Here is a 24,042-nt window from a genome sequence, read left to right as displayed (position 1 = left end):
CGCCCGCCGACCACGTGACGCCACCGTGGTCGGCGCGGCCCGGCGCGCCCCGCGACGACGCCTGCTCACACTCCTGGAGGTACCCCCATGTCCCGTCGCGACGGCGACGTCCTTCCCCTGACAGCGGCCCAGCGCGAGATCTGGCTGGCCGAGCAGCGCTCCCGGACGGCGATCCCGGGCTATCGCGTCGGCGAGTGCCTGGAGATCCACGGGCCGGTGGACCCGGAGCTGTTCGAGACCGCGCTGCGCCGGGTGATCGACGAGGTCGACGCCCTGCACGTGACCTTCGTCGACGACGGCGAGGGACCGCGTCAGGTCCTCCGCGAGACCTGGGACTGGGCGCCCGCGCACCTCGACCTCGGCTCGGAGCCCGACCCCCGGGCGGCGGCCATGGAGTGGATGGAGCGGGACCTGATGCGCCCGCTGGACCTCGCCCGTGATCCGCTGTTCGGCCACGCGCTGATCCGGCTGTCGCCGACGGAATTCCTCTGGTACCTGAACTACCACCACGTGGTGCTGGACGCGATCAGCAGCTCCATGGTCCGGCAGCGGGTCGGCGAGGTGTACTCGGCGCTGGCCGAGGGCGGCGCGGTGTCGCCGTGCCCGTTCGGCTCGCTACGGGACCTGGTCGACAGCGACGCCGCCTACCGCTCGTCCGCCGACTTCACCGCCGACCGCACCTACTGGACCGAGCGCTTCGCCGACCTGCCCGCCCCGACACGGCTCACCGACACCTCCGCGACCGACCCGCACCGCGCCCTGCGTCTGGCCGAGGAACTGGAGCTGCGGAGCCCCGAGGCGTTGCGGGCGGCGGCCGGCCGGGCCGGCGTCCGGTGGTCCCGGGTGCTGATCGCCGCGACGGCGCTCTACGCCCACCGGCTGAGCGGCTCCCAGGACGTGGTGCTCGCCATGCCCGTCACCGCCCGCCGCTCCGCCGACCGCGACCTGATGTCGGTGCCGGGCACGATGTCCAACGTGGTGCCGCTGCGGCTGACCGTGCGGCCCGACATGCCATGGCGGGAGCTCGTCACCCAGGTCGCCCGGGAGGTCGAGGCGGCCGTCGCCCACGAGCGCTACCGCAGCGAGGACCTGCTGCGGGACCTCGGCGCGCCCGGCAGCATCGGGACGGCGTTCCCGCTGATCGTCAACATCATGGCCTTCAACTCCAGGCCGAGCTTCGCCGGGCACCCGGCCTCCGTGCACCACTTCGTGTCGGGATCGACCACCGACCTCGCCGTCTGGGTGTTCGACTACCGGGACGGCAACCCGCCGCTGCTCAGGCTCCACGGCTCCCCGGAGGCCTACGGCGACGACGACCTCGCCGCCCACCAGCAGCGTCTGCTCGCCCTGCTCGACGCCGTCGCGGCCTGTGACCCGGACGAGGCGGTGGGCCGGATCGACCTGCTCACGGCCGAGGACCACCGCGAGTCGGCGGCCCTCGGCACCGGGCCGGTGGCGGAGCTCCCGGCCGAGAGCCTGCCGGAGCTGTTCCGGGAGCACGTGCGGACGACCCCGGACCTGGTCGCGCTGGTCTGCTGGGACGTCTCACTGACGTACGCGGAGCTGGACGCGCGGGCGAACCGGCTGGCGCACGCCCTGATCGAGCGGGGAGCCGGGCCGGAGCGACTGGTGGCGGTGGCCCTGCCGAGGTCGGCCGAGCTGGTGGTGGCGATCCTCGCGGTGCTGAAGACCGGGGCGGCGTACGTCCCGATCGACCCCGAGTACCCGGCGGCTCGGATCGGCTACCTGCTCGACGACGCCCGGCCGGCGCTGCTGGTGACCGACACCCGCAGCGGGCAGCGGCTGCCCGAGGCCGGGCCCGTCGACCGGCTGGTGCTCGACGACCCGCGGACGGCAGCCCTGGTCGCGGACGGCCCGGCGACCGACCCGCTGGTGGCCGTCGACCCGCGCCACCCGGCGTACGTCATCTACACCTCCGGTTCCACCGGACGGCCCAAGGGCGTACTGCCGACCCACGGCGGCCTGCTCAACCTGCTCACCGACCACCGGCTGGCGTGGTTCGCGCCGCTACTGAAGGAGCGGCGGCGGCTGCGGGTGGCCCTGACCACCTCGGTGTCCTTCGACGCCTCCTGGAACCAACTGCTCGCGCTGTTCGCGGGCCACGAGCTGCACGTCCTGGACCACGCGACCTGGACCGACCCCGAGGCCTTCGTCCGCTACGCCGCGCGCTGCGGGCTGGACTTCGTCGAGGCCACCCCCTCCTACCTCCACGTACTCGTCGCCCACGGGCTGTTGAGCGACCCACAGCGCCGCCCGGCGCTCGTCGCGGCGGGTGGCGAGGCCGTCCCCGAGCGGTTGTGGGAGCAGCTGCGGGCGGCCGAGGGGGTGTCCTGCCTCAACTTCTACGGACCGTCCGAGTGCACCGTCAACTCGGTGGTCGCGCCCGTGGGGTCGAGCCGCCGTCCGGTCATCGGCCGGCCCGTCACCAACACCCGGCTGTACGTGCTCGACGGCGCCCTGCGGCCGCTGCCGAGCGGCGTGCCCGGTGAGCTGTACATCGCCGGTGCGGGCCTGTCGCGCGGCTACCTGAACCGGCCCGGCCTGACCGCCGGGCGGTTCACGGCGGACCCGTTCGGGCCGAGCGGTTCGCGGATGTACCGCACCGGCGACCTGGTCCGGTGGGACTCGGACGGCAATCTGGAGTTCCTCGGCCGCACCGACGACCAGGTCAAGATCCGCGGCTTCCGGGTGGAGCTCGGCGAGATCGAGGCCGTCCTCGTCGAACAGCCGGAGGTGGCGCGGGCCGCCGTGGTGGTGCGCACCGAGGAGGAACCCCGGCTGGTCGCCTACGCCGTCCCCGCGGCCGGGCAGGCCGTCCGGCCGGAGGCGCTGCGGGCCCGGCTGCGGGAGCGGCTGCCGGAGTACATGGTGCCGTCGGCGTTCGTGGTGCTGGACGAACTGCCGCTGACCCCGAACGGCAAGCTCGACCGGCGGGCCCTGCCGGCCCCCGAGCGGCAGGCGGCCGCGCCGGGCCGTGCGCCGCGCACCGCGACCGAGCACCAGCTCGCCGGACTGTTCGCCGAGGTCCTCGGGGCCTCCGAGCCCGGGCTGGACGACAGCTTCTTCGACCTCGGCGGGCACTCGCTGCTGGCCACCCGGCTGGTCGCCCGAGCACGGTCGGTGCTGGGCGTGGAACTGCGGCTGAGCGATCTGTTCGACGCGCCGACGGTGGCGGAACTGGCGGCGGCGGTGGACGTCGCGGGCCGGGCACGCCCGGCACTGGAGCGGCACGAGCGGCCCGAGGCCGTCCCGCTGTCCTTCGCCCAGCGCCGGTTGTGGTTCCTGCACCGCATGGAGGGCCCGAGCGCCACGTACAACATCCCGCTGACGCTGCGGCTGACCGGAAGCCTGGACCAGCGGGCTCTGGAAGCCGCCCTGGCGGACGTGGCCGAGCGGCACGAGGCCCTGCGCACCGTCTTCCCGGTGGTCGACGGCGTGCCGTGCCAGCGGGTGCTCGATCCCGACGCGGCCCGGCCTCGGCTGCGGGTGACCGAGGTCGGCGAGCGCGACCTGCCGGACCGGCTGGCGCAGGCGGCCCGGTACGGCTTCGACCTCGCCGCGGAGCCGCCGCTGCACGCCGAACTGTTCCAGCTGGGCACCGAGGAACACGTGCTGCTGCTGGTGGTGCACCACATCGCCGGTGACGGCTGGTCGATGGGGCCGCTCTCGCGTGACCTGACGACCGCCTACGCGGCCCGCTCCGGGGGAGCGAAGCCGGAGTGGGCGCCGCTGCCGGTCCAGTACGCCGACTACGCCCTCTGGCAGCGGGAGCTGCTCGGCGACGGCTCGGACCGGGACAGCCTGCTGGGTGGCCAGCTCGCCTACTGGCGGGAGCAGTTGGCGGGCCTGCCCGAGCAGGTCGAGCTGCCGTTCGACCGGCCCCGGCCGGCGGCGATGTCGTACCGGGGCGCCCAACTGCCGGTGCGGATCGACGCCGAGCTGCACCAGGGCCTGCGCGCGCTCGCCCGGGACGGCGGCGCCAGCCTCTTCATGGTGCTCCAGGCCGGACTGGCCGCCCTGCTCGGCAAGCTCGGCGCGGGCACCGACGTCCCGATCGGCACCCCGATCGCCGGACGCACCGACGAGGCCCTGGACGACCTGGTCGGGTTCTTCGTCAACACCCTGGTGCTGCGCACCGACCTGTCCGGCGACCCGACGTTCACCGAACTGCTGGGCCGGGTGCGCGGTGACGCGCTGGCCGCGTACGCGCACCAGGACGTGCCGTTCGAGCACCTGGTGGAGACGCTGAACCCGACCCGGACGCTCGCGCACCACCCGCTGTTCCAGACCATGCTCGCCCTGCAGAACGCGCCGCTCGGCACCTTCGACCTGCCGGGGCTGCGGGTGACGACCGGCCTGGTTCCCACCGGGACGGCCAAGTGCGACCTGACGTTCATCCTGGCCGAACAGCCCGACGCGGACGGGCTGTCGGGCCTGGTGGAGTACAGCACCGACCTGTTCGACGAGGCCACCGTGGCCGGGATCGTCGAGCGGTGGCTGCGGCTGCTGCGCACCGTGGCCGCCGACCCCGGCCGGCGGATCGGCCAGGTGGACGTGCTCTCCGCCGACGAGCTCCGCGCGCTGCTGCCGGCCGGAGCCGACAGCACCGAGCAGCTGTCGGAGAGCAGCATCACCGAGCTCTTCGAACAGCAGGTACGGGCGAACCCGGCCGCGGTCGCCGTGGTGAGCGGCGAGGCCACCCTGACGTACGGCGAGCTGAACGCCCGGGCCAACCGGCTCGCGCACGCCCTGATCGCCTGCGGTGTGGGGCCGGAGCAGCTGGTGGCGCTGGCCCTGCCGCGCTCGGCCGAGCTGGTGGTGGCCGTCCTCGCGGTCCTCAAGTCGGGCGCCGCCTACGTTCCGGTGGACCCGCAGTACCCCGCCGCCCGGATCGCCTACCTGCTCCGGGACACCAGGCCGTCGCTGCTGGTGACGACCGGCCGGACCGGTGAACTACCTGGTGCGGACGGGGTGGACCGGCTCCTGCTGGACGCCGCAGACCTGGACGCACGGCCGGACACCGACCCGGAGGTCCCGCTCGATCCGGGCAGTCCCGCCTACGTCATCCACACCTCCGGATCCACCGGCAATCCCAAGGGCGTCGTGGTCCCGCACCGGAACGTGGTGCGGCTGTTCGGCACCACCCGGGAGCTGTTCGGCTTCTCCGCCGAGGACGTCTGGACCCTCTTCCACTCCTACGCCTTCGACTTCTCGGTGTGGGAGCTGTGGGGCCCGCTGCTGCACGGCGGCCGCCTGGTGGTCGTGGACCACGAGACCAGCCGCTCGCCCCACCGCTTCCTGGAACTCCTCGCCCGCGAGCGGGTGACCGTGCTCAACCAGACGCCGTCCGCCTTCTACCAGCTGATGCAGGCGGACGCCGAGGCACCCGGGACCGGCCGTGAACTCGCGCTGCGCACGGTGGTGTTCGGCGGCGAGGCCCTGGAGCCCGCCCGGCTCGCGAACTGGTACGAGCGACACCCGGACGACGCGCCGCGGCTGGTCAACATGTACGGCATCACCGAGACCACGGTGCACGTCACGTACGCGGCGCTCGGCGCGTCCGGCACCGCGGCCGGCCAGGTCGGCACGGCCCTCCCGGACCTGCGCACGTACGTCCTCGACGGCGGCCTGCGGCCGGTGGCCCCGGGCGTCGCGGGCGAGCTGTACGTCGCCGGCGCCGGCCTGGCGCGCGGCTACCTGAACCGGCCGGGCCTGACGGCGGGCCGGTTCGTCGCGGACCCGTTCGGGCCCGCCGGCTCCCGGATGTACCGCAGCGGCGACGTGGTGCGCCGTGCGGCCGACGGCAGCCTGCGCTACGTCGGCCGGGCCGACCAGCAGGTGAAGGTGCGCGGCTTCCGCATCGAGCTCGGCGAGATCGAGGCGGCGCTTGCCGCGCACCCCGGCGTCGCCCAGGCGGCCGTGCTGGCCCGGCAGGAGCGCGCCGACGACACCAGGCTGGTCGCTTACCTGGTACCGGCCGCAGGCGCCGCGCCGGGCCCGGCCGATCTGCGCGGGCACCTGGCCGAGCGGCTGCCGGAGTACATGGTGCCGGCCGCGTTCGTGACGCTGGACGCACTGCCGTTGACCGCCAACGGCAAGCTGGACCGCCGCGCCCTGCCCGCGCCCGACCTCGCCCCGGCGAGCACCGGCCGCGCGCCGCGCACGCCGCAGGAGCAGATCCTGTGCGAGCTGTTCGCCGAGGTGCTCGGGGTGGCCGAGGCCGGCGTCGAGGACAGTTTCTTCGACCTCGGCGGGCACTCGCTGCTGGCCACCCGCCTGGCCGCGCGGGTCCGTGCGACCCTCGGGGTCGAGCTGGAACTGCGCACCCTGTTCGAGAGCCCGACCCCGGCCGGTGTGGCCGCCGCCCTGGCGGGGGCCCGCCAGGCGCAGCTGGCACTGGTGCGACACCCGAGGCCCGAGAGGATCCCGCTGTCGTTCGCGCAGCGGCGGCTCTGGTTCCTGCACCAGCTGGAGGGCGCGAGCGGGAACTACAACATCCCCTTGGCCTGGCGACTGTCCGGTCTGCTCGACCGGCAGGCGCTGCACGCGGCCCTGACCGACGTGGTGGCCCGGCACGAGGCCCTACGCACGGTATTCCCGGTGGTGGATGGCGTGCCGCACCAGCGGGTGCTGGACGTGGCGGCGGCCCGCCCGGGGCTGGCCGTGCGCCGGACCACGGAGGCCGGGCTGCCAGGCGAGCTGACGGCGGCGCAGGCCCATCGGTTCGACCTGGAGACCGAACTGCCGCTGCACGCAGAGCTGTTTGAGCTGGCAGCGGAGGAGCACGTACTGCTGCTGGTGCTCCACCACATCGCCGGTGACGGCTGGTCGCTCGGCCCGCTGGCCGCCGACCTCACCGAGGCATACGCTGCCCGCTGCCGGGGCGAGGAGCCGCGGAGGGAGCCGCTGGCCGTGCAGTACGCCGACTACACCCTGTGGCAGCACGAGCTGCTCGGCGACGCCACCGACGACGACAGCCCGTTCGCCCGCCAGGCGGCCTACTGGAAACGGCAGTTGGCCGATCTGCCGGAGCAGATCCAGCTGCCCGTCGACCGGCCCCGCCCGGCGGTCGCCTCTCACCGGGGCGGCCACCTGCGGGCCGAGCTGGACGCGGAGCTGCACCACGGGCTTCGCGAACTCGCCCGCACCAGCGGTACCAGTCTGTTCATGGTGCTCCAGGCCGGGCTGGCGGCGCTGCTGAGCCGGCTCGGTGCGGGTGACGACATCCCGGTCGGCAGCCTCACCGCCGGGCGCACCGATGAGGCCGTGGACGACCTGGTCGGGTTCTTCGTCAACACCCTGGTGCTGCGCACCGACACCTCGGGCGACCCGACCTTCGCCGAGCTGCTCGCCCGGGTCCGGGACACCGCCCTGGCCGGGTACGCGCACCAGGACCTGCCGTTCGAGTACCTGGTCGAGGCCCTCAACCCAGTGCGGTCGCTCTCCCACCACCCGCTGTTCCAGATCATGCTGGTGCTGCAGAACAACGACCGGGCCGAGTTCGCCCCGCCCGGACTTCGAGTCGAGGAGCTGGAACTGGCCAACGCCACGGCCAAGTTCGACCTGGTCCTCTCGCTGGCCGAGCGGCACGCCGAGGACGGCTCCCCGGCCGGGATCGACGCGTTCGTCCAGTTCGCGACCGACCTGTACGACCCGGCGACCGTGGAGACGATGATCGCGCGCCTGGTCCGGCTGCTGAGCGCGGCCGTCGCCGACCCGCACCTGCGGCTCGGCCGGCTCGACCTGCTGTCCGCCGAGGAGTGCCGCGAGTTGCTGCCCGCCGTCGAGGGCGGGGCGGCCGTCGTGAGCCTGCCGGAGGCCTTCGCGGCGCAGGTGGAGGCGACGCCGGATGCGGTTGCTCTGGTCGGCGGGGAACGTGAGTTGACGTACCGTCAACTAGACGCCTGGGCCAACCGTTTCGCGCATGCGTTGATCGCCCGGGGTGTCGGCTCCGAGAAGATCGTGGCGATCGCGCTGCCGCGCTCGGTGGAGTTCGTGGTCGCCGTCCTGGGTGTGCTGAAGACGGGAGCCGCCTATCTGCCGGTGGATCCTGCGTACCCAGAGGCGCGGATCGCGTTCATGCTGGAGGACGCCCAGCCGACCGTGGTGGTCAACGACCCGGCGACCGTGGCCGAGACGTCGGAGCGGCCGGAGACCGACCCGGCCGTTGCCGTGGACGTCCGGCACCCGGCGTACGTGATCTACACCTCGGGTTCGACCGGCCGGCCCAAGGGTGTGGTGGTGAGCCACGAGGGCCTGCCCGCAATGGTGGCCGAGCAGGTCGAGCAGCTCGGCATCGGTGCCGGCAGCCGGGTGCTCCAGTTCGCCTCGCCGAGCTTCGACGCCTCGGTGTGGGACCTGTTCGGCGCCCTGCTCACCGGTGCCGCCCTGGTACTGGCGCCCGCGACCGAGCCGGTCGCCGCGCTGACCGATCCAAGCCTTGCGCTGACCCATGCCCTCGTGCCGCCGTCCGTGCCGGCGGTACTGTCGCCGGACGACGTGGCCGTGCCGACGCTACTGGTCGGCGGTGAGGCGTGCGGGCCCGATCTGGTGGCGCGTTGGGCGCCGGGCCGGCGTCTGATCAACTCCTACGGTCCGACGGAGACGACGGTGACCGCGACGATGAGCGAGCCGCTGTCGCCGGGGCCGAGCGTGCCGCCGATCGGCCGTCCCATCGCCGGGTTCCGGACGTACGTGCTGGACCAGCGGCTGTGCCTGGTGCCGCCCGGCGTGACGGGGGAGCTGTACATCGCGGGCCCAGGGCTCGCGCGCGGCTATCTGAACCGGCCCGGGCTCACCGCCGGGCGGTTCGTGGCATGCCCGTTCGGTGCGGCGGGCGCGCGGATGTACCGCACCGGCGACCTGGTGCGCCGACGCGCGGACGGTCAGCTGGAGTACGTCGGCCGTACCGACGACCAGGTCAAGGTCCGGGGCTTCCGGATCGAACTCGGCGAGATCGAGGCGGCACTGGCGGAACACCCGCAGGTCGCGCGGGCCGCCGTGATCGTCCGGGAGGACCGGGCGGAGGACGCCCGCCTGGTCGCCTACCTGGTGCCCGCCACCGGAGCGGAGCTTCGGCCGGAGGACCTGCGGGCGCACCTGCGCGAGCGGCTGCCGGACTACATGGTGCCGACCGCGTTCGTCCCTCTCGACGCCCTGCCGCTGAACGTCAGCGGCAAGCTGGACCGGCGCGCGCTGCCCGAGCCCGAGTCCACCGCGACGCGGGTCGGCCGGGCACCGCACACTCCTCAGGAACACGTGCTGGCCGGGCTGTTCGCCGAGGTGCTGGGCCTGCCTCAGGTCGGTGTCGACGACGACTTCTTCGACCTGGGCGGACACTCCCTGCTGGCCACCCGGTTGGTGGCCCGGGTCCGTGCGACCCTGGGCGTGGAGCTGGCGCTGCACACCATGTTCCGCAACCCGACCGTGGCCGGTCTGGCCGCCGGCCTGGGTGGCGCGGACCGGGCCCGGCTCGCCCTGGGACGGGCGGAGCGGCCCGAGCTGGTGCCGCTGTCGTCCGCTCAGCGGAGGCTGTGGTTCCTGCGCCAGTTGGAGGGCGACGGCTCGGTCTACAACATGCCGCTCGCGTGGCGGCTCTCCGGACCGCTGGACCTGGCGGCCCTGGAGGCGGCGCTGGGCGACGTCGTCGACCGGCACGAAACCCTGCGCACGGTCTTCCCGGCAGTGGACGGCGTGCCCTACCAGCAGGTGCTGGCCGCCGGAGCGGTGCGCCCGAGGCTGTCGGTCACCCCGGCCGACGAGACGGCCCTGCCGGGACTGCTGGCCGGGGCCGCAGTGCGCGGATTCGACCTCGCGGCCGAACCGCCGCTGCGCGCCGAGGTGTTCCAGCTCTCGGCGGACGAGCACGTGCTGCTGCTGGTGGTGCACCACATCGCCGGTGACGGCTGGTCGCTGGGCCCGCTGGCCGCCGACCTGGCCACCGCGTACGCGGCGCGCCGCCAGGGAGAGGAACCGCGGTGGGCGCCGCTGCCCGTGCAGTACGCCGACTACACCCTGTGGCACGACCGGCTGCTCGGGGACCGTGACGACCCCGCGAGCCTGTTCGCCCGGCAGGCGGCCTACTGGACGGAGCGCCTCGCCGACCTGCCCGAGCAGATCCGGCTGCCCGCCGACCGAACCCGTCCGGCGACCACCTCGTACCAGGGCGGGCACCTGGCGATCGACCTGGCTCCGGAGCTGCACGGCGCACTGGTGCGCCTGGGCCGGGAGCACGGGGCCAGCGTCCACATGGTGCTCCAGGCCGCGCTGGCGGCGCTGCTGGACAAGCTCGGCGCGGGCACGGACATCCCGGTCGGCAGCCTGATCGCCGGGCGGACCGACCAGGCGCTGGACGACCTCGTCGGCTTCTTCGTCAACACCCTGGTACTGCGCACCGACACCTCGGGTGACCCGACCTTCGCCGAACTGCTGCTCCGGGTCCGGGAGAGCGCGCTCGGCGCGTACGCCCACCAGGACCTGCCGTTCGAGCACGTCGTCGAGGCCCTCAACCCGTCCCGGTCGCTCGCCCGGCAGCCGTTGTTCCAGGTGCTGCTCGCGCTGCAGAACGTGCCCCGCACCGAGTTCGCGCTGAGCGGTCTGAACGCCGAGATCCTCCTGGTCCGGACGCCCACGGCGATGTTCGACCTCGGCTTCCACCTGCTGGAGCGGGGCGGCACCGGCGGGCGGGCCGAGGGCATCGTCGGGCGGGTCGAGTACAGCACCGACCTGTTCGACCACGCCACGGTGGAGGCGCTGGTCGACCGCTGGCTGCGGCTGCTGGCGGCAGTGGTCGCCGAGCCCGACCGGCCACTCAGCCGGATCGACGTGCTCACCGCCGAGGAGCGGCACGAGCTGCTGGTCGCCCGCAACGACACCGAGTGCCCGGCTCCCGTCGCCACCCTTTCGGCGCTGTTCGAGGCGCAGGTCCGGGCGACCCCGGAGGCCCAGGCGGTGGTGTTCGAGGACACCGTGCTGACGTACCGCGAGCTGAACCGCCGGGCCAACCGCCTGGCGCACGCGCTGATCGCGCGCGGGGTGGGGCCGGAGCAGGTCGTCGCCCTGCGGCTGCCGCGCTCCGCCGAGCTGGTGGTCGCCGTCCTCGCGGTGCTCAAGACCGGAGCGGCCTACCTGCCGGTCGACCCGGACTACCCGGCCGCCCGCATCGCCTACATGCTGGAGGACGCGCGACCGTCCGTGGTGCTCGACGACCTCGCGGCCGTCACGCCGTCCGACGAGCAGCCGGAGCACGACCCGGCCGTCGGCGTGGACGCGCGCCACCCGGCCTACGTCATCTACACCTCAGGCTCCACCGGCCGGCCCAAGGCCGTGGTGATGCCCGCCGCCGGACTGCTGAACCTGCTGGCGTGGCACCACCGCGCCGTCGGTGGCGAACCCGGCACGCGCACCGCGCAGTTCACGGCGATCAGCTTCGACGTCTCGGTGCAGGAGCTGCTCTCCGCGCTGCTGTACGGCAAGACGCTGGTGGTGCCGACCGAGGAGCAGCGCCGCAGCGCCGAGCTGTTCGCGCACTGGCTGGACCGGCACCGGGTCGGCGAGCTGTTCGCGCCCAACCTGGTGGTCGAGGCGCTGGCCGAGGCCGCCGAGGAGGCCGGGCTGGAGCTGCCCGACCTGCGGCTGGTCGCCCAGGCCGGCGAGGCGATGCGCCTCGGCGGTGCCGTGCGCCGCTTCCAGGCCCGTCGACCGGGCCGGGTGCTGCACAACCACTACGGCCCCGCCGAGACCCATGTGATCACCGCCTACCCGCTGCCGGCCGACCCGGCGGACTGCCCGATCCCGGTGCCGATCGGCCGTCCGATCGCCAACTGCCAGGCATACGTGCTGGATTCGGCGCTGCGGCCGGTCGCCCCCGGGGTGCTGGGCGAGCTGTACCTCGCCGGGACGGGGCTCGCCCGCGGCTACCTGAACCGGCCCGGGCTCACCGCCGGGCGCTTCGTCGCCAACCCGTACGGTCCGGCCGGCGCGCGGATGTACCGCACCGGTGACCTGGTCCGCTGGCGCGCCGACGGCGAGCTGGAGTTCGCCGGGCGGGTGGACCACCAGGTGAAGGTCCGCGGGTTCCGGATCGAGCCGGGCGAGATCGAGGCCGAGCTGACGGCCCACCCGGGCGTCGCCCAGGTCGCGGTGCTCGCCCGCGAGGACCGGGGCGAGACCAGGATCGTCGCGTACGTGGTGCCCTCGGCGCACGGCCCGGCCACCGCCGCCGCGCTGGCGGCGTACCTGCGCGACCGGCTGCCCGACTACCTGGTGCCGTCGGCGTTCGTCCCGCTGGACGCGCTGCCGCTGACGCCCAACGGCAAGCTGGACCGCGCCGCGCTGCCCGCGCCCGAGCCGACGGGCACGACCGGCGGCCGGGCGCCGCGCACCCCGCAGGAGCAGATCCTGTGCGAGCTGTTCGCCGAGGTCCTGGGCCTGCCGCAGACCGGGGTCGACGAGGACTTCTTCGACCTGGGCGGGCACTCGCTGCTCGCCACCCGGCTGGTGTCACGGGTCCGGGCGACCCTCGGGGTCGAACTGGAGCTGCGCGACCTGTTCCGCACCCCGACGCCGGCCGGGCTGGCGGCCGGGCTGCACGACGCCGCCTCCGCGCGGCAGGCCCTGGCACCCCAGCCCCGCCGCGAGCCGATGCCGTTGTCGTTCGCCCAGCGCCGACTCTGGTTCCTCCAGCAGTTCGGGGCACCGAGCGCCACCTATCACATGCCGTTGGCACTGCGGCTGACCGGCGACCTCGACCGGGCCGCGCTGAGCGCCGCCCTCGCGGACGTGGTGGCCCGGCACGAGACCCTGCGCACGGTCTTCCCGCACACCGCCGGCGTCCCGCATCAGCGGGTGCTGGACACCACCGAGGCTGCCGTCCCGCTGACGGTGCGCGCGGCCGGTGAGGCCGAGGTGCCGGCCCTGCTGCGCGAGGCGGCGGTGCGCGGATTCGACCTGACCTCGGAAGTGCCGCTGCGCGCCGAGCTGTTCGCGATCGCGCCGGATGACCACGTGCTGCTGCTGGTGATGCACCACATCGCCGGTGACGGCTGGTCCATGGGCCCGCTGGCCCGCGACCTCGCCACCGCCTACGTCGCCCGGCGCGGCGGCGGGGCGCCCGAATGGCAGCCGCTGCCGGTGACGTACGGCGACTACACCCTGTGGCAGCACGAGATCCTCGGCGACGAGCGCGACACGGACAGCGTCTTCGCCCGCCAGGTCGCCTACTGGACCGAGGCGTTGGCGGGGCTGCCCGAACAGCTGCGGCTGCCCGTCGACCGGCCGCGCCCGGCTGCCGTGTCGTACGGCGGCGACCTGCTGGAACTCCGGATCGACGCCGAACTGCACGCCGCTCTGGTGCAGTTGGCGCGGCGTTCGGGGTCGAGTCTGTTCATGGTGCTGCAGGCGGCGTTGGCGGCGCTGTACACGCGGCTGGGTGCGGGGACGGACATCCCGATCGGGAGCCCGATCGCGGGGCGCACGGACGAGGCGCTGGACGATCTGGTCGGGTTCTTCGTCAACACGCTGGTGCTGCGCACGGACACGAGCGGTGATCCGAGTTTCGCCGAGCTGCTGGAGCGGGTGCGGGAGACGGCGCTGTCGGCGTACGCGCACCAGGACGTGCCGTTCGAGCACCTGGTGGAGGTGCTGAACCCGTCCCGGTCGCTGTCCCACCACCCACTGTTCCAGACCGGACTGGTGGTGCAGAACGCGCCGATGGGCCGGTTCTCGTTGCCCGGCCTGGACGTCGCCACCTACGCGGTGGCCACCGGAACCGCCAAGTTCGACCTCGGGGTGAGCCTCGTCGAACAGTTCGGTCCGGACGGAAGCCCCGCCGGGATCGTCGGCGCGGTCGAGTACAGCACCGACCTGTTCGACCGCTCGACGGTCGAGGCCCTGGTCGCCCGGTGGACCCGGCTGTTGGCGGCGGTCGCCGCCGCCCCGGACCTGCCGATCGGGCGGATCGACCTCCTCGACGCCGACGAGCGGTACCGGCTGCTGGAGCGGGGCAACGAGACCGCCCGCGAGGTCGGCGCCGTCCCGGTGCCGGATGCCTTCGCGGCGCAGGTCGCGGCCACTCCGGACGCACTCGCGCTCGTCTGCGGTGGCACGGAGTTGACGTACCGTCAATTGAACGCTCGGGCGAACCGGTTCGCGCATGCGCTGATCGCGCGGGGTGTCGGCCCGGAGCAGGTGGTGGCGGTGGCGCTGCCGCGTTCGGTGGAGTCGGTGGTGGCGGTCCTCGGCATCCTGAAGGCCGGGGCCGCGTACCTGCCGGTGGATCCGGCGTACCCGCAGGCGCGGATCGCCTTCATGCTGGAGGACGCGCGGCCGGCCCTGGTGGCCGACGACCCGGCGATGCTGGCCGAGGGGGACTGGCCGGAGAGCGATCCGGCGGTCGTGGTGGACGCTCGGCATCCGGCCTACGTGATCTACACCTCGGGCTCGACCGGTCGGCCCAAGGGCGTCGTGGTGAGCCACGCCGGCGTGTCCGGCCTGGTGGCGGCGCAGGCGGAGCGGCTCGGCGTGGCGCCGGGCAGCCGGGTGCTCCAGTTCGCCTCGCCCAGCTTCGACGCGTCCTTCTGGGACCTGTGCAGTGCCGTGCTCACCGGCGCCGCCCTCGTGCTGGCCCCGTCCGAGGCCCCGCTGGAGGCCCTGACGGACCGCCGGTTGGACGTCACCCACGTGACACTGCCGCCCTCGGCCCTGGCCGCGCTGGACGGCGCCGACCTCACGGCCACCACCCTGGTGGTGGCGGGTGAGGCCTGTGCGCCGGAGCTGGTGGAACGCTGGGCGCCCGGGCGCCGGATGATCAACGCGTATGGTCCGACGGAGACGACGGTGTGCGCGACGATGAGCGACCCGCTGTCGCCCGGCTCGGGCGTGCCGCCGATCGGCCGACCGGTCGCGGACTTCCGGGTGTACGTGCTGGACGAGCGGCTGCGCATCGTGCCGCCGGGTGTGGCGGGCGAGCTCTACGTCGCGGGCGCCGGTCTGGCGCGTGGCTACCTGAACCGGCCGGGCCTGACGGCCGGGCGCTTCACGGCCTGCCCGTTCGGCCCGGCGGGTGCGCGGATGTACCGTACGGGCGACCTGGTGCGCTTCCGTTCCGACGGCGAGCTGGAGTACCTCGGCCGCGCCGACGACCAGGTGAAGGTGCGCGGTTTCCGCGTCGAACTCGGCGAGGTCGAGGCGGCGCTCGCCGAGCACCCCGGCGTCGCCCAGGCTGCCGTCCTGGCCCAGGACGACCGGCTCATCGGCTACGTGGCGGCCCGTCCCGACGCGGCCGTGCGCCCCGCGGAGCTGGCGGCGTACCTGCGTGACCGGCTGCCCGACTACCTGGTGCCGGCCGTGTTCACGGTGCTGGACGCGCTGCCGCTGACGCCGAACGGGAAGCTGGACCGGGCGGGGCTGCCCGCTCCCGACCTCGGCTCGGCCGAGGCCGGGCGGGCGCCGCGCACCCCGCAGGAGCAGATCCTGTGCGAGCTGTTCGCCGAGGTGCTCGGCGTGTCGGGGGTCGGGGTCGACGACGACTTCTTCGACCTGGGCGGCCACTCCCTGCTCGCCACTCGGCTGGCCGCGCGGGTGCGCTCGGTGCTCGGCGTGGAGCTGGGGCTGCGCGCGCTGTTCCAGGCGCCCACCGTGGCGGGCCTGGCCGAGGCGTTGGCCGGAGCCGGCCGCGCCCGCCCGGCGCTGACCGTGCGCGAGCGGCCGGACGCGGTGCCGCTGTCCTTCGCCCAGCGCCGGCTCTGGTTCCTGCACCGCATGGACTCCGCGGCCGCGACCTACCACATCCCGCTGGCACTCCAGCTGACCGGGACGCTCGACCGGGCGGCGCTGGACGAAGCGCTCGCCGACGTCGTGGCCCGGCACGAGAGCCTGCGGACGGTCTTCCCGGAGGTCGACGGCGTACCGTGCCAGCGCGTCCTGGACCCGGCTGCGGCCCGGCCCCGGGCGCGGCTGAGCCAGGTGTCGGAGCCCGAACTGCCGGACCGGCTCGCCGAGTTCGCCCGGCGGCCCTTCGACCTGGAGACGGAAGCGCCGCTGCGGGCGGAGCTGTTCGCGATCGCGCCGGACGAGCACGTGCTGCTGCTGGTGATGCACCACATCGCCGGTGACGGCTGGTCCACCGGCCCGCTGGCCCGTGACCTGGCCGAGGCGTACGCCGCCCGGAGCGAGGGGCGTGCGCCGGGCCGGCCGGACCTTCCGGTGCAGTACGCCGACTACACGCTGTGGCAGCGTGACCTGCTCGGCGACGCCGCCGACCCGCAGAGCCGGTTCGCCGAGCAGCTCGACTACTGGAAGCGACAGCTCTCCGAGCTGCCGGAGCTGCTCCAACTGCCCGCCGACCGGCCGCGGCCGGCCGTCGCGGGCTGGCACGGGGACCACGTCGGCCTGGAGCTGAGCCCCGAACTGCACGCCGATCTGGCGCGGTTGGCGCGGCGTTCGGGGTCGAGTCTGTTCATGGTGCTGCAGGCGGCGTTGGCGGCGCTGTACACGCGGCTGGGTGCGGGGACGGACATCCCGATCGGGAGCCCGATCGCGGGGCGCACGGACGAGGCGCTGGACGATCTGGTCGGGTTCTTCGTCAACACGCTGGTGCTGCGCACGGACACGAGCGGTGATCCGAGTTTCGCCGAGCTGCTGGAGCGGGTGCGGGAGACGGCGCTGTCGGCGTACGCGCACCAGGACGTGCCGTTCGAGCACCTGGTGGAGGTGCTGAACCCGTCCCGGTCGCTGTCCCACCACCCACTGTTCCAGACCATCCTGGCCGTGCAGAACGCGCCGATGGGCCGGTTCTCGTTGCCCGGCCTGGACGTCGCCACCTACGCGGTGGCCACCGGAACCGCCAAGTTCGACCTCGGGGTGAGCCTCGTCGAACAGTTCGGTCCGGACGGAAGCCCCGCCGGGATCGTCGGCGCGGTCGAGTACGCCACCGACCTGTTCGACCGCTCGACGGTCGACGCCCTCGCCCGGCGCTGGACGCTCCTGCTGGAGGCGGTCGCCGCCGACCCGGACCAGCCGATCGGGCGGATCGACCTCCTCGACGCCGACGAGCGGTACCGGCTGCTGGAGCGGGGCAACGAGACCGCCCGCGAGGTCGGCGCCGTCCCGGTGCCGGATGCCTTCGCGGCGCAGGTCGCGGCCACTCCGGACGCACTCGCACTCGTCTGCGGTGACACGCAGTTGACGTACAGTCAGTTGAATGCCCGGGCGAACCGGTTCGCGCATGCGCTGATCGCGCGGGGTGTCGGCCCGGAGCAGGTGGTGGCGGTGGCGCTGCCGCGTTCGGTGGAGTCGGTGGTGGCCGTCCTCGGTGTGCTGAAGGCCGGGGCCGCGTACCTGCCGGTGGATCCGGCGTACCCGCAGGCGCGGATCGCGTTCATGCTGGCGGACGCCCGTCCGGCGGTGGTGGTCGACGACCCGGCGATGGTGGCCGAGGCCGCCGCGTGGCCGGACACCGACCCCGCCGTCGCGCTCGACGTCCGGCATCCGGCGTACGTGATCTACACCTCCGGCTCGACCGGCCGCCCCAAGGGCGTCGTGGTCGGCCACGGCGGTGTGGCGAGTCTGGTCGCCGGACAGATCGAACGGTTCGCGATCGAACCCGACAGCCGGGTGCTCCAGTTCGCCTCGCCCAGCTTCGACGCCTCGGTGTCCGAGATCTACACCGCCCTGCTGTGCGGCGCGGCCCTGGTGCTGCCCCCCGCGGCCGAGCCGCTCGCCGCGCTGACCGACCCGGACCTCGCGATCACCCACGTGACCGTGCCGCCGTCCGTCCTGGCCGCCGTGCCGGAGGGTTCGGTGGCCGTGTCGACGCTGGTCGTGGCGGGCGAGGCGTGCCCGCCGGAGCTGGTGGAGCGCTGGGCGCCCGGCCGACGGATGATCAACGCGTACGGCCCGACGGAGACGACGGTGTGCGCGACGATGAGCGACCCGCTGTCCCCGGGGGCGGGCGTGCCGCCCATCGGCCGGCCGATCGCCAATGCCCGGGTGTACGTGCTGGACGAGCGGCTGCGCCCGGTGCCCCCGGGCGTGCCGGGTGAGCTCTACGTCGCGGGCGCCGGTCTGGCGCGCGGCTACCTGAACCGGCCGGGCCTGACGGCCGGACGGTTCGTGGCCTGCCCGTTCGGCTCCGGCGGGAATGGGCCCCTCGCCCCCAGCCCGGCGGCTGGGAGGTGCCCCCAGCCCGATGGCGGGCGAGGAGGGAGGATGTACCGCACTGGCGACCTGGTGCGCTTCCGCACCGACGGCCAGCTGGAATACGTCGGCCGCGCCGACGACCAGGTGAAGGTGCGCGGTTTCCGCGTCGAGCCCGGGGAGGTCGAGGCGGCGCTCGCCGAGCACCCCGGCGTCGCCCAGGCCGCCGTCCTCGCCCAGGACGACCGGCTCATCGGCTACGTCGTCCCGCGCCAGGACACGGCCCGGGACAGCGGCCTCGAAGCCGACCACGTGAGCGAGTGGCAGGACATCTACGACGCCCTGCCCATCGCTCCCGAGGAAGCCGCCTTCGGCCAGAACTTCGTCGGCTGGAACAGCAGTTACGACGCCAGCCCGATCCCGGTCGAGCAGATGCGGGAATGGCGGGACGCCACCGTGGCCCGCATCCTGGCCCTGCGCCCCCGCCGGGTGCTGGAGGTCGGCGTCGGCACCGGACTGCTGCTCTCGCAGATCGCACCGCACTGCGAGACCTACTGGGCGACGGACTTCTCCGCCACCGCGATCGACGCGCTGACCGCCCAGGTCGCCCGGCAGGGGGACCTCGCCGAGCGCGTGGTGCTGCAGACCCGGCCGGCCCACGACACCGACGGGCTGCCGGCCGGGCGGTTCGACACCATCGTGATCAACTCGGTGGTGCAGTACTTCCCGTCCGCCGACTACCTCGCCGACGTGATCGACCGGCTGATGGGGCTGCTCGCCCCGGGTGGCGCACTCTTCATCGGCGACGTCCGCAACCTGCGACTGCTGCGCCCGCTGGCCGCGGCCGTCCAACTGCACCGGACCGGTGAGGGCGGCGACCTAGCCGCGGTGCGCCGCGCGGTGGAGCAGGCCGTCAGGGTCGAGAAGGAACTCCTGGTCGACCCGGACTTCTTCACCGTCCTACGGGAGCGCGGCGCGGACATCGGTGCGGTGGCCGTGGAGGTCAAGCGCGGCCGCCACCACAACGAACTGACCCGCTACCGCTACGACGTGACGCTGCACAAGCCGCCGGTCGCCCCGGCGGCCCCGAGCCGGCCCGTCGAGCTGGAGTGGGGGCGGCAGATCGCCGGGGTGGCCGAACTGCGGGAGCTCCTCGCCCGGCCGCTCGCGGACGTGCTGCGGATCACCGGGGTGCCGAACCGCCGCGTGGTGCGGGAGTCCGCCCTGGCCCGGGCGGTGCAGGACGGCGACGGCTCGCTCGCCGAGCTGCTGGAGCGGCTGCACGCCCCGCAGGAGGGCGACCTCCCCGACCCGGAGGACTTCCACGCCCTCGGGCTGGAGTTCGACCGCCGGGTGGGCGTCACCTGGTCGGCCACCACGGCCGACGCCCTGGACGTCGTCTTCGCCGACCCGCGGGCGCACCACGGCTTCCCGGTCGAGCCGACCCGGCCGGGCCGGGCCACCGGCCGGGAGCTGTCGTCGCTGACCAACCGCCCGACCGGCGGCCGGGGCACCGGGGCCCTCCTCGGTGAACTCCGCGACTGGCTGCGCGGGCGGCTGCCGGACTACCTGGTCCCGTCGGCGTTCGTGGCGCTGGAGGCGCTGCCGCTGACGGCCAGCGGCAAGCTCGACCGCCGCGCGCTGCCCGCCCCCGACCTCGGCTCGGCCGGAGCCGGACGGGCGCCGCGCACCCCGCAGGAGCAGCTCCTCGCCGAGCTGTTCGCCGAGGTGCTCGGGCTGGCGCAGGTCGGTGTCGAGGACAGCTTCTTCGACCTGGGCGGGCACTCGCTGCTGGCGACCCGCCTGGCGTCCCGGGTCCGGGCCGTCCTCGGCACCGAGCTGGAGGTGCGGACGCTGTTCGAGCACCCGACGGTGGCCGCCCTGGCGGCCCGCCTCGACGGCTCCGTGACGCGGCGACCGGCGCTGACCGCGCGGCCGCGCCCCGAGCGGGTCCCGCTGTCCTTCGCCCAGCGCCGGCTCTGGTTCCTGCACCGGATGGACGGTCCCAGCGCCACCTACAACATGCCGCTCGCGCTGCGCCTGGACGGCCCGCTCGACCAGCCGGCGCTGCGGGCCGCGCTCGCCGACGTGACCGCCCGGCACGAGAGCCTGCGAACGGTGCTCCGCGAGGTGGACGGGGTGCCGTACCAGCTGGTGCTCGGCGCGGCGGAGGCGAGCCCGGGGCTCCCGGTGGTCGAACTCGACGAGAGCGGGCTCTCCGAGCGGCTGGCCCGGGGCGCCCAGCTCGGCTTCGACCTGGCCGCCGAACCGCCGATCCGGGCGGAGCTGTACGCGCTCGCCCCCGAACGGCACGTGCTGCTCGTCGTGGTCCACCACATCGCCGGCGACGGCTGGTCGATGGGCCCGCTCTCCCGGGACCTGGCCGCGGCCTACGGGGCCCGCTGCCGGGGCGAGGAGCCGCTGTGGTCCCCGCTGCCGGTCCAGTACGCCGACTACACCCTGTGGCAGCGCGAGCTGCTCGGCGAGGCGGCCGACCAGGAGAGCCTGTTCACCCAGCAACTTGACTATTGGAAGCACGAGTTGGCTGGTCTGCCGGACCAGATCCGGCTGCCCGCCGACCGACCCAGGCCGGCCGAGGCCTCCCAGCGCGGCGGTCGGGTCGAGGTGCAGCTGGACACTGACCTGCACCGGGAGCTGCGGGACCTGGCCGCCGCGCAGGGTGCCAGCATGTTCATGGTGCTCCAGGCGGGCCTCGCCGCCCTGCTCACCCGGCTCGGCGCCGGCACCGACATCCCGATCGGCAGCCCGATCGCCGGGCGGACCGACCAGGCGCTGGACGAACTCGTCGGGTTCTTCGTCAACAGCCTGGTGCTGCGCACCGACACCAGCGGTGACCCCGGCTTCGCCGAACTGATCGGTCGGGTCCGGCAGAAGGCGCTGGCCGCGTACGCCCACCAGGACTTGCCGTTCGAGTACCTGGTGGAGGCCGTCAACCCCACTCGGTCGCTGGCCCACCATCCGCTGTTCCAGGTCATGCTGGCCCTGCAGAACGCGCCGGTCGGCGAGTTCACCCTGCCCGGCCTGGAGACCTCCTACCTGGCGGCTCCGACCGACACCGCGCGGGTCGACCTGACCGTCAGCCTGGCCGAGCGGTACGGCCCGGACGGAAGCCCGGCGGGCGTGGTCGGCGCGGTCGAGTACGCGACCGATCTGTTCGACCCGGGCACCGTGGAGCGGCTCGTCGCCCGCTGGACGCGACTGTTGCGCGCGGCCGCCGCCGAGCCGCACCGGCCGATCGGCCGACTCGACCTGCTGTCCGGGCAGGAGCGCCGCGAGCTGCTGGTCGGGTTCAACCGGACCGGGGCCGAGCTGCCCGAGGCCGGCCTGCCGGAGCTGTTCGGCCGCCAGGTGGCGGCCGCGCCGGACGCGGTCGCGGTCGTCGCGGGTACGACCGAGCTGACCTACCGGGAGCTCGACCGGCGGGCCAACCGCCTGGCCCGGGCCCTGATCGGGCAGGGCGTGCGGCCGGAGACCCCGGTCGCGGTGCTGCTGGAGCGCTCCGCGGAACTCGTCACGGCGATCCTGGCGATCGTCAAGGCGGGCGGTGCGTACGTCCCGCTCGACCCGCGGTTCCCGTCCTCCCGGACCGATCTGATCGTCCGGGAGACCGGCGCCGCGCTGGTCCTCACCGAGGACGTGCTGGCCGCGCTCAGCCAGGCCGAGCCCGACGACTCCGACCCGGAAGTCACCTGCGATCCACGGCAGTTGGCGTACGTGATGTACACCTCCGGCTCGACCGGCCGCCCGAAGGGCGTCGGGGTCACCCACCGGGACGTGGCGGCGCTCGCGCTCGCCCCGTGCTGGCGCGAGGGGGGCCACGACCGGGTGCTGCTGCACTCGCCGACGGCCTTCGACGCCTCGACGTACGAGTTCTGGGTGCCGCTCCTCGGTGGTGGCCGGGTGGTCGTCGCGCCGCCCGGCCGGCTCGACCTCGACCTGCTGGCGGCAACGGTCGCCGAGCACGGGGTGACCGGACTGTGGCTGACGGCCGGTCTGTTCCGGCTGGTGGCCGAGGAACGGCCGGAGCTGCTCGCCGGGGTCCGCGAGGTGTGGACTGGCGGTGACGTGGTGCCGCCGGGGGCCGTCGCCCGGGTCCTGGCGGCCTGCCCGGACCTCGCCGTGGTGAACGGCTACGGCCCGACCGAGACCACGACCTTCGGCGCCCACCACCGGGTCCGCACCCTCTCGGAGCGCGCCGCGACCGTGCCGATCGGCCGGCCCATGGCGAACATGCGGGCCTACGTGCTGGACGCCGGACTGCACCCGGTGCCGCCGGGCGTGACCGGCGAGCTGTACCTCGCCGGGGCGGGCGTGGCCCGGGGCTACCTGGGCCGACCCGGCCTGACGGCCGAGCGGTTCGTCGCCTGCCCGTACGCGGAGGGCGGGCCCCTCCTGCCCGATGACGGGCACGGAGGGCGGATGTACCGCACCGGGGACCTCGCCCGGTGGCTGCCCGACGGCACCCTGGAGTTCGTCGGCCGGGCCGACGACCAGGTCAAGCTGCGCGGCTTCCGGATCGAACCCGGCGAGGTCGAGGCCGTGCTCGCCGGGTGCCCCGGCGTCGCCCAGGCGGCCGTCCTCGCCCGCGAGGACCAGCCCGGCGACCAGCGCCTGGTCGCCTACCTGGTGCCCGTCGACGGGCAGCCGCCCGCGCCGGACGAGCTCGCCCGCCGGCTCGGCCGCGAACTGCCCGAGTACATGGTGCCCTCGGCCTTCGTCACCCTGGAGCGGCTGCCGCTGACCGCCAACGGCAAGCTGGACCGGGCCGCTCTGCCAGCGCCCGCGTATGAGGCGACGGGCACCGGCCGCGGCCCCCGTACCCCGCAGGAACAGCTGCTGTGCGAGCTGTTCGCCGAGATCCTCGGCCGGGAGCAGGTCCACATCGACGACGACTTCTTCGACCTCGGCGGGCACTCGCTGCTGGCCGCCCGGCTGGTCTCCCGCGTCCGCGAGACGCTGGGCGTCCACGTGGGCCTGCGCACCCTGTTCGAGGCGCCGACGGTGGCCGGACTGACCGAGCGCCTGGCCATGAGTGACCCCGAGGAGGCCTTCGACGGGCTGCTGCCGCTGCGTCCGACCGGCAGTCTGCCGCCACTGTTCTGCGTCCATCCCGGCGGCGGCATCAGCTGGTCGTACTCCGGGCTGCTGAACCACATCGGCCCGGACCGCCCGGTCTACGCACTCCAGGCCCGGGGCCTCGCGCGCCCGGAGGCCCTGCCCGGTTCCTACGAGGAGATGGCGGCCGACTACGCCGACCAGATCCGCAAGGTCCAGCCCGAGGGCCCGTACCACCTGCTGGGTTGGTCCGCCGGCGGGCTGATCGCCCACGCGATCGCCTGCGAGTTCCAGGCCAGGGGGGAGCAGACCGCCGTGCTGGCGATCCTCGACGCCTACCCGGTGCAGGACATCACGTTCGAGGAGGTGCCCGTGCCCGCCGAGCGGGACGTCCTGGTCGGAATCATGGACATCGACCCGGGGGAACTGGGGGACGAGCCCCTGACCTACGCCGAAGTCGCCGAGATCCTCAGCCGGCGCGGCAGCGCCCTGGCCTGCCTGGACGAGCGGCGGATCGGCGCCGTCGTCGAGATCATGATCAACAACGCCAAGCTGGCGGTCGCCTACGCCCCGGCCCGCTTCGACGGCGACCTGCTGCTGTTCAACTCCACGATCGACCGGACCGAGGACTCGGCCGGCCCCGGGATCTGGCAGCGCTACATCGCCGGGCGGGTCGAGTCGTACGACATCACCACCCGCCACGACCGGATGACCCAGCCCGGTTCGCTGGCCCAGATCGGCCCGATCCTGGCCGCCCGCCTCGCCGAGGCCGCCGGCGGCACCACCATCCCCAACCAGGAGGACTGACCC

At 74.3% G+C, this 24,042-nt stretch carries 1 protein-coding gene; it reads left to right on the top strand.

Translation table 11 applies throughout. From position 1 onward, the window contains the following. Positions 1–87 precede the first annotated feature (87 nt). Entirely contained in the window at positions 88–24,039 is a 23,952-nt protein-coding gene (locus ACZ3UD_RS26375; protein WP_465592530.1) for a non-ribosomal peptide synthase/polyketide synthase, read from the top strand. Positions 24,040–24,042: the final 3 nt, after the last annotated feature.

The organism is Kitasatospora sp. NPDC023118, from assembly GCF_055560875.1.
This window is presented reverse-complemented; position numbering and strand designations above follow the sequence as displayed.

What these genes read in the sequence shown, in the direction of transcription:
- ACZ3UD_RS26375 (WP_465592530.1), top strand. Translation starts at nt 88, where the DNA reads ATGTCCCGTCGCGACGGCGACGTCCTTCCCCTGACAGCGGCCCAGCGC.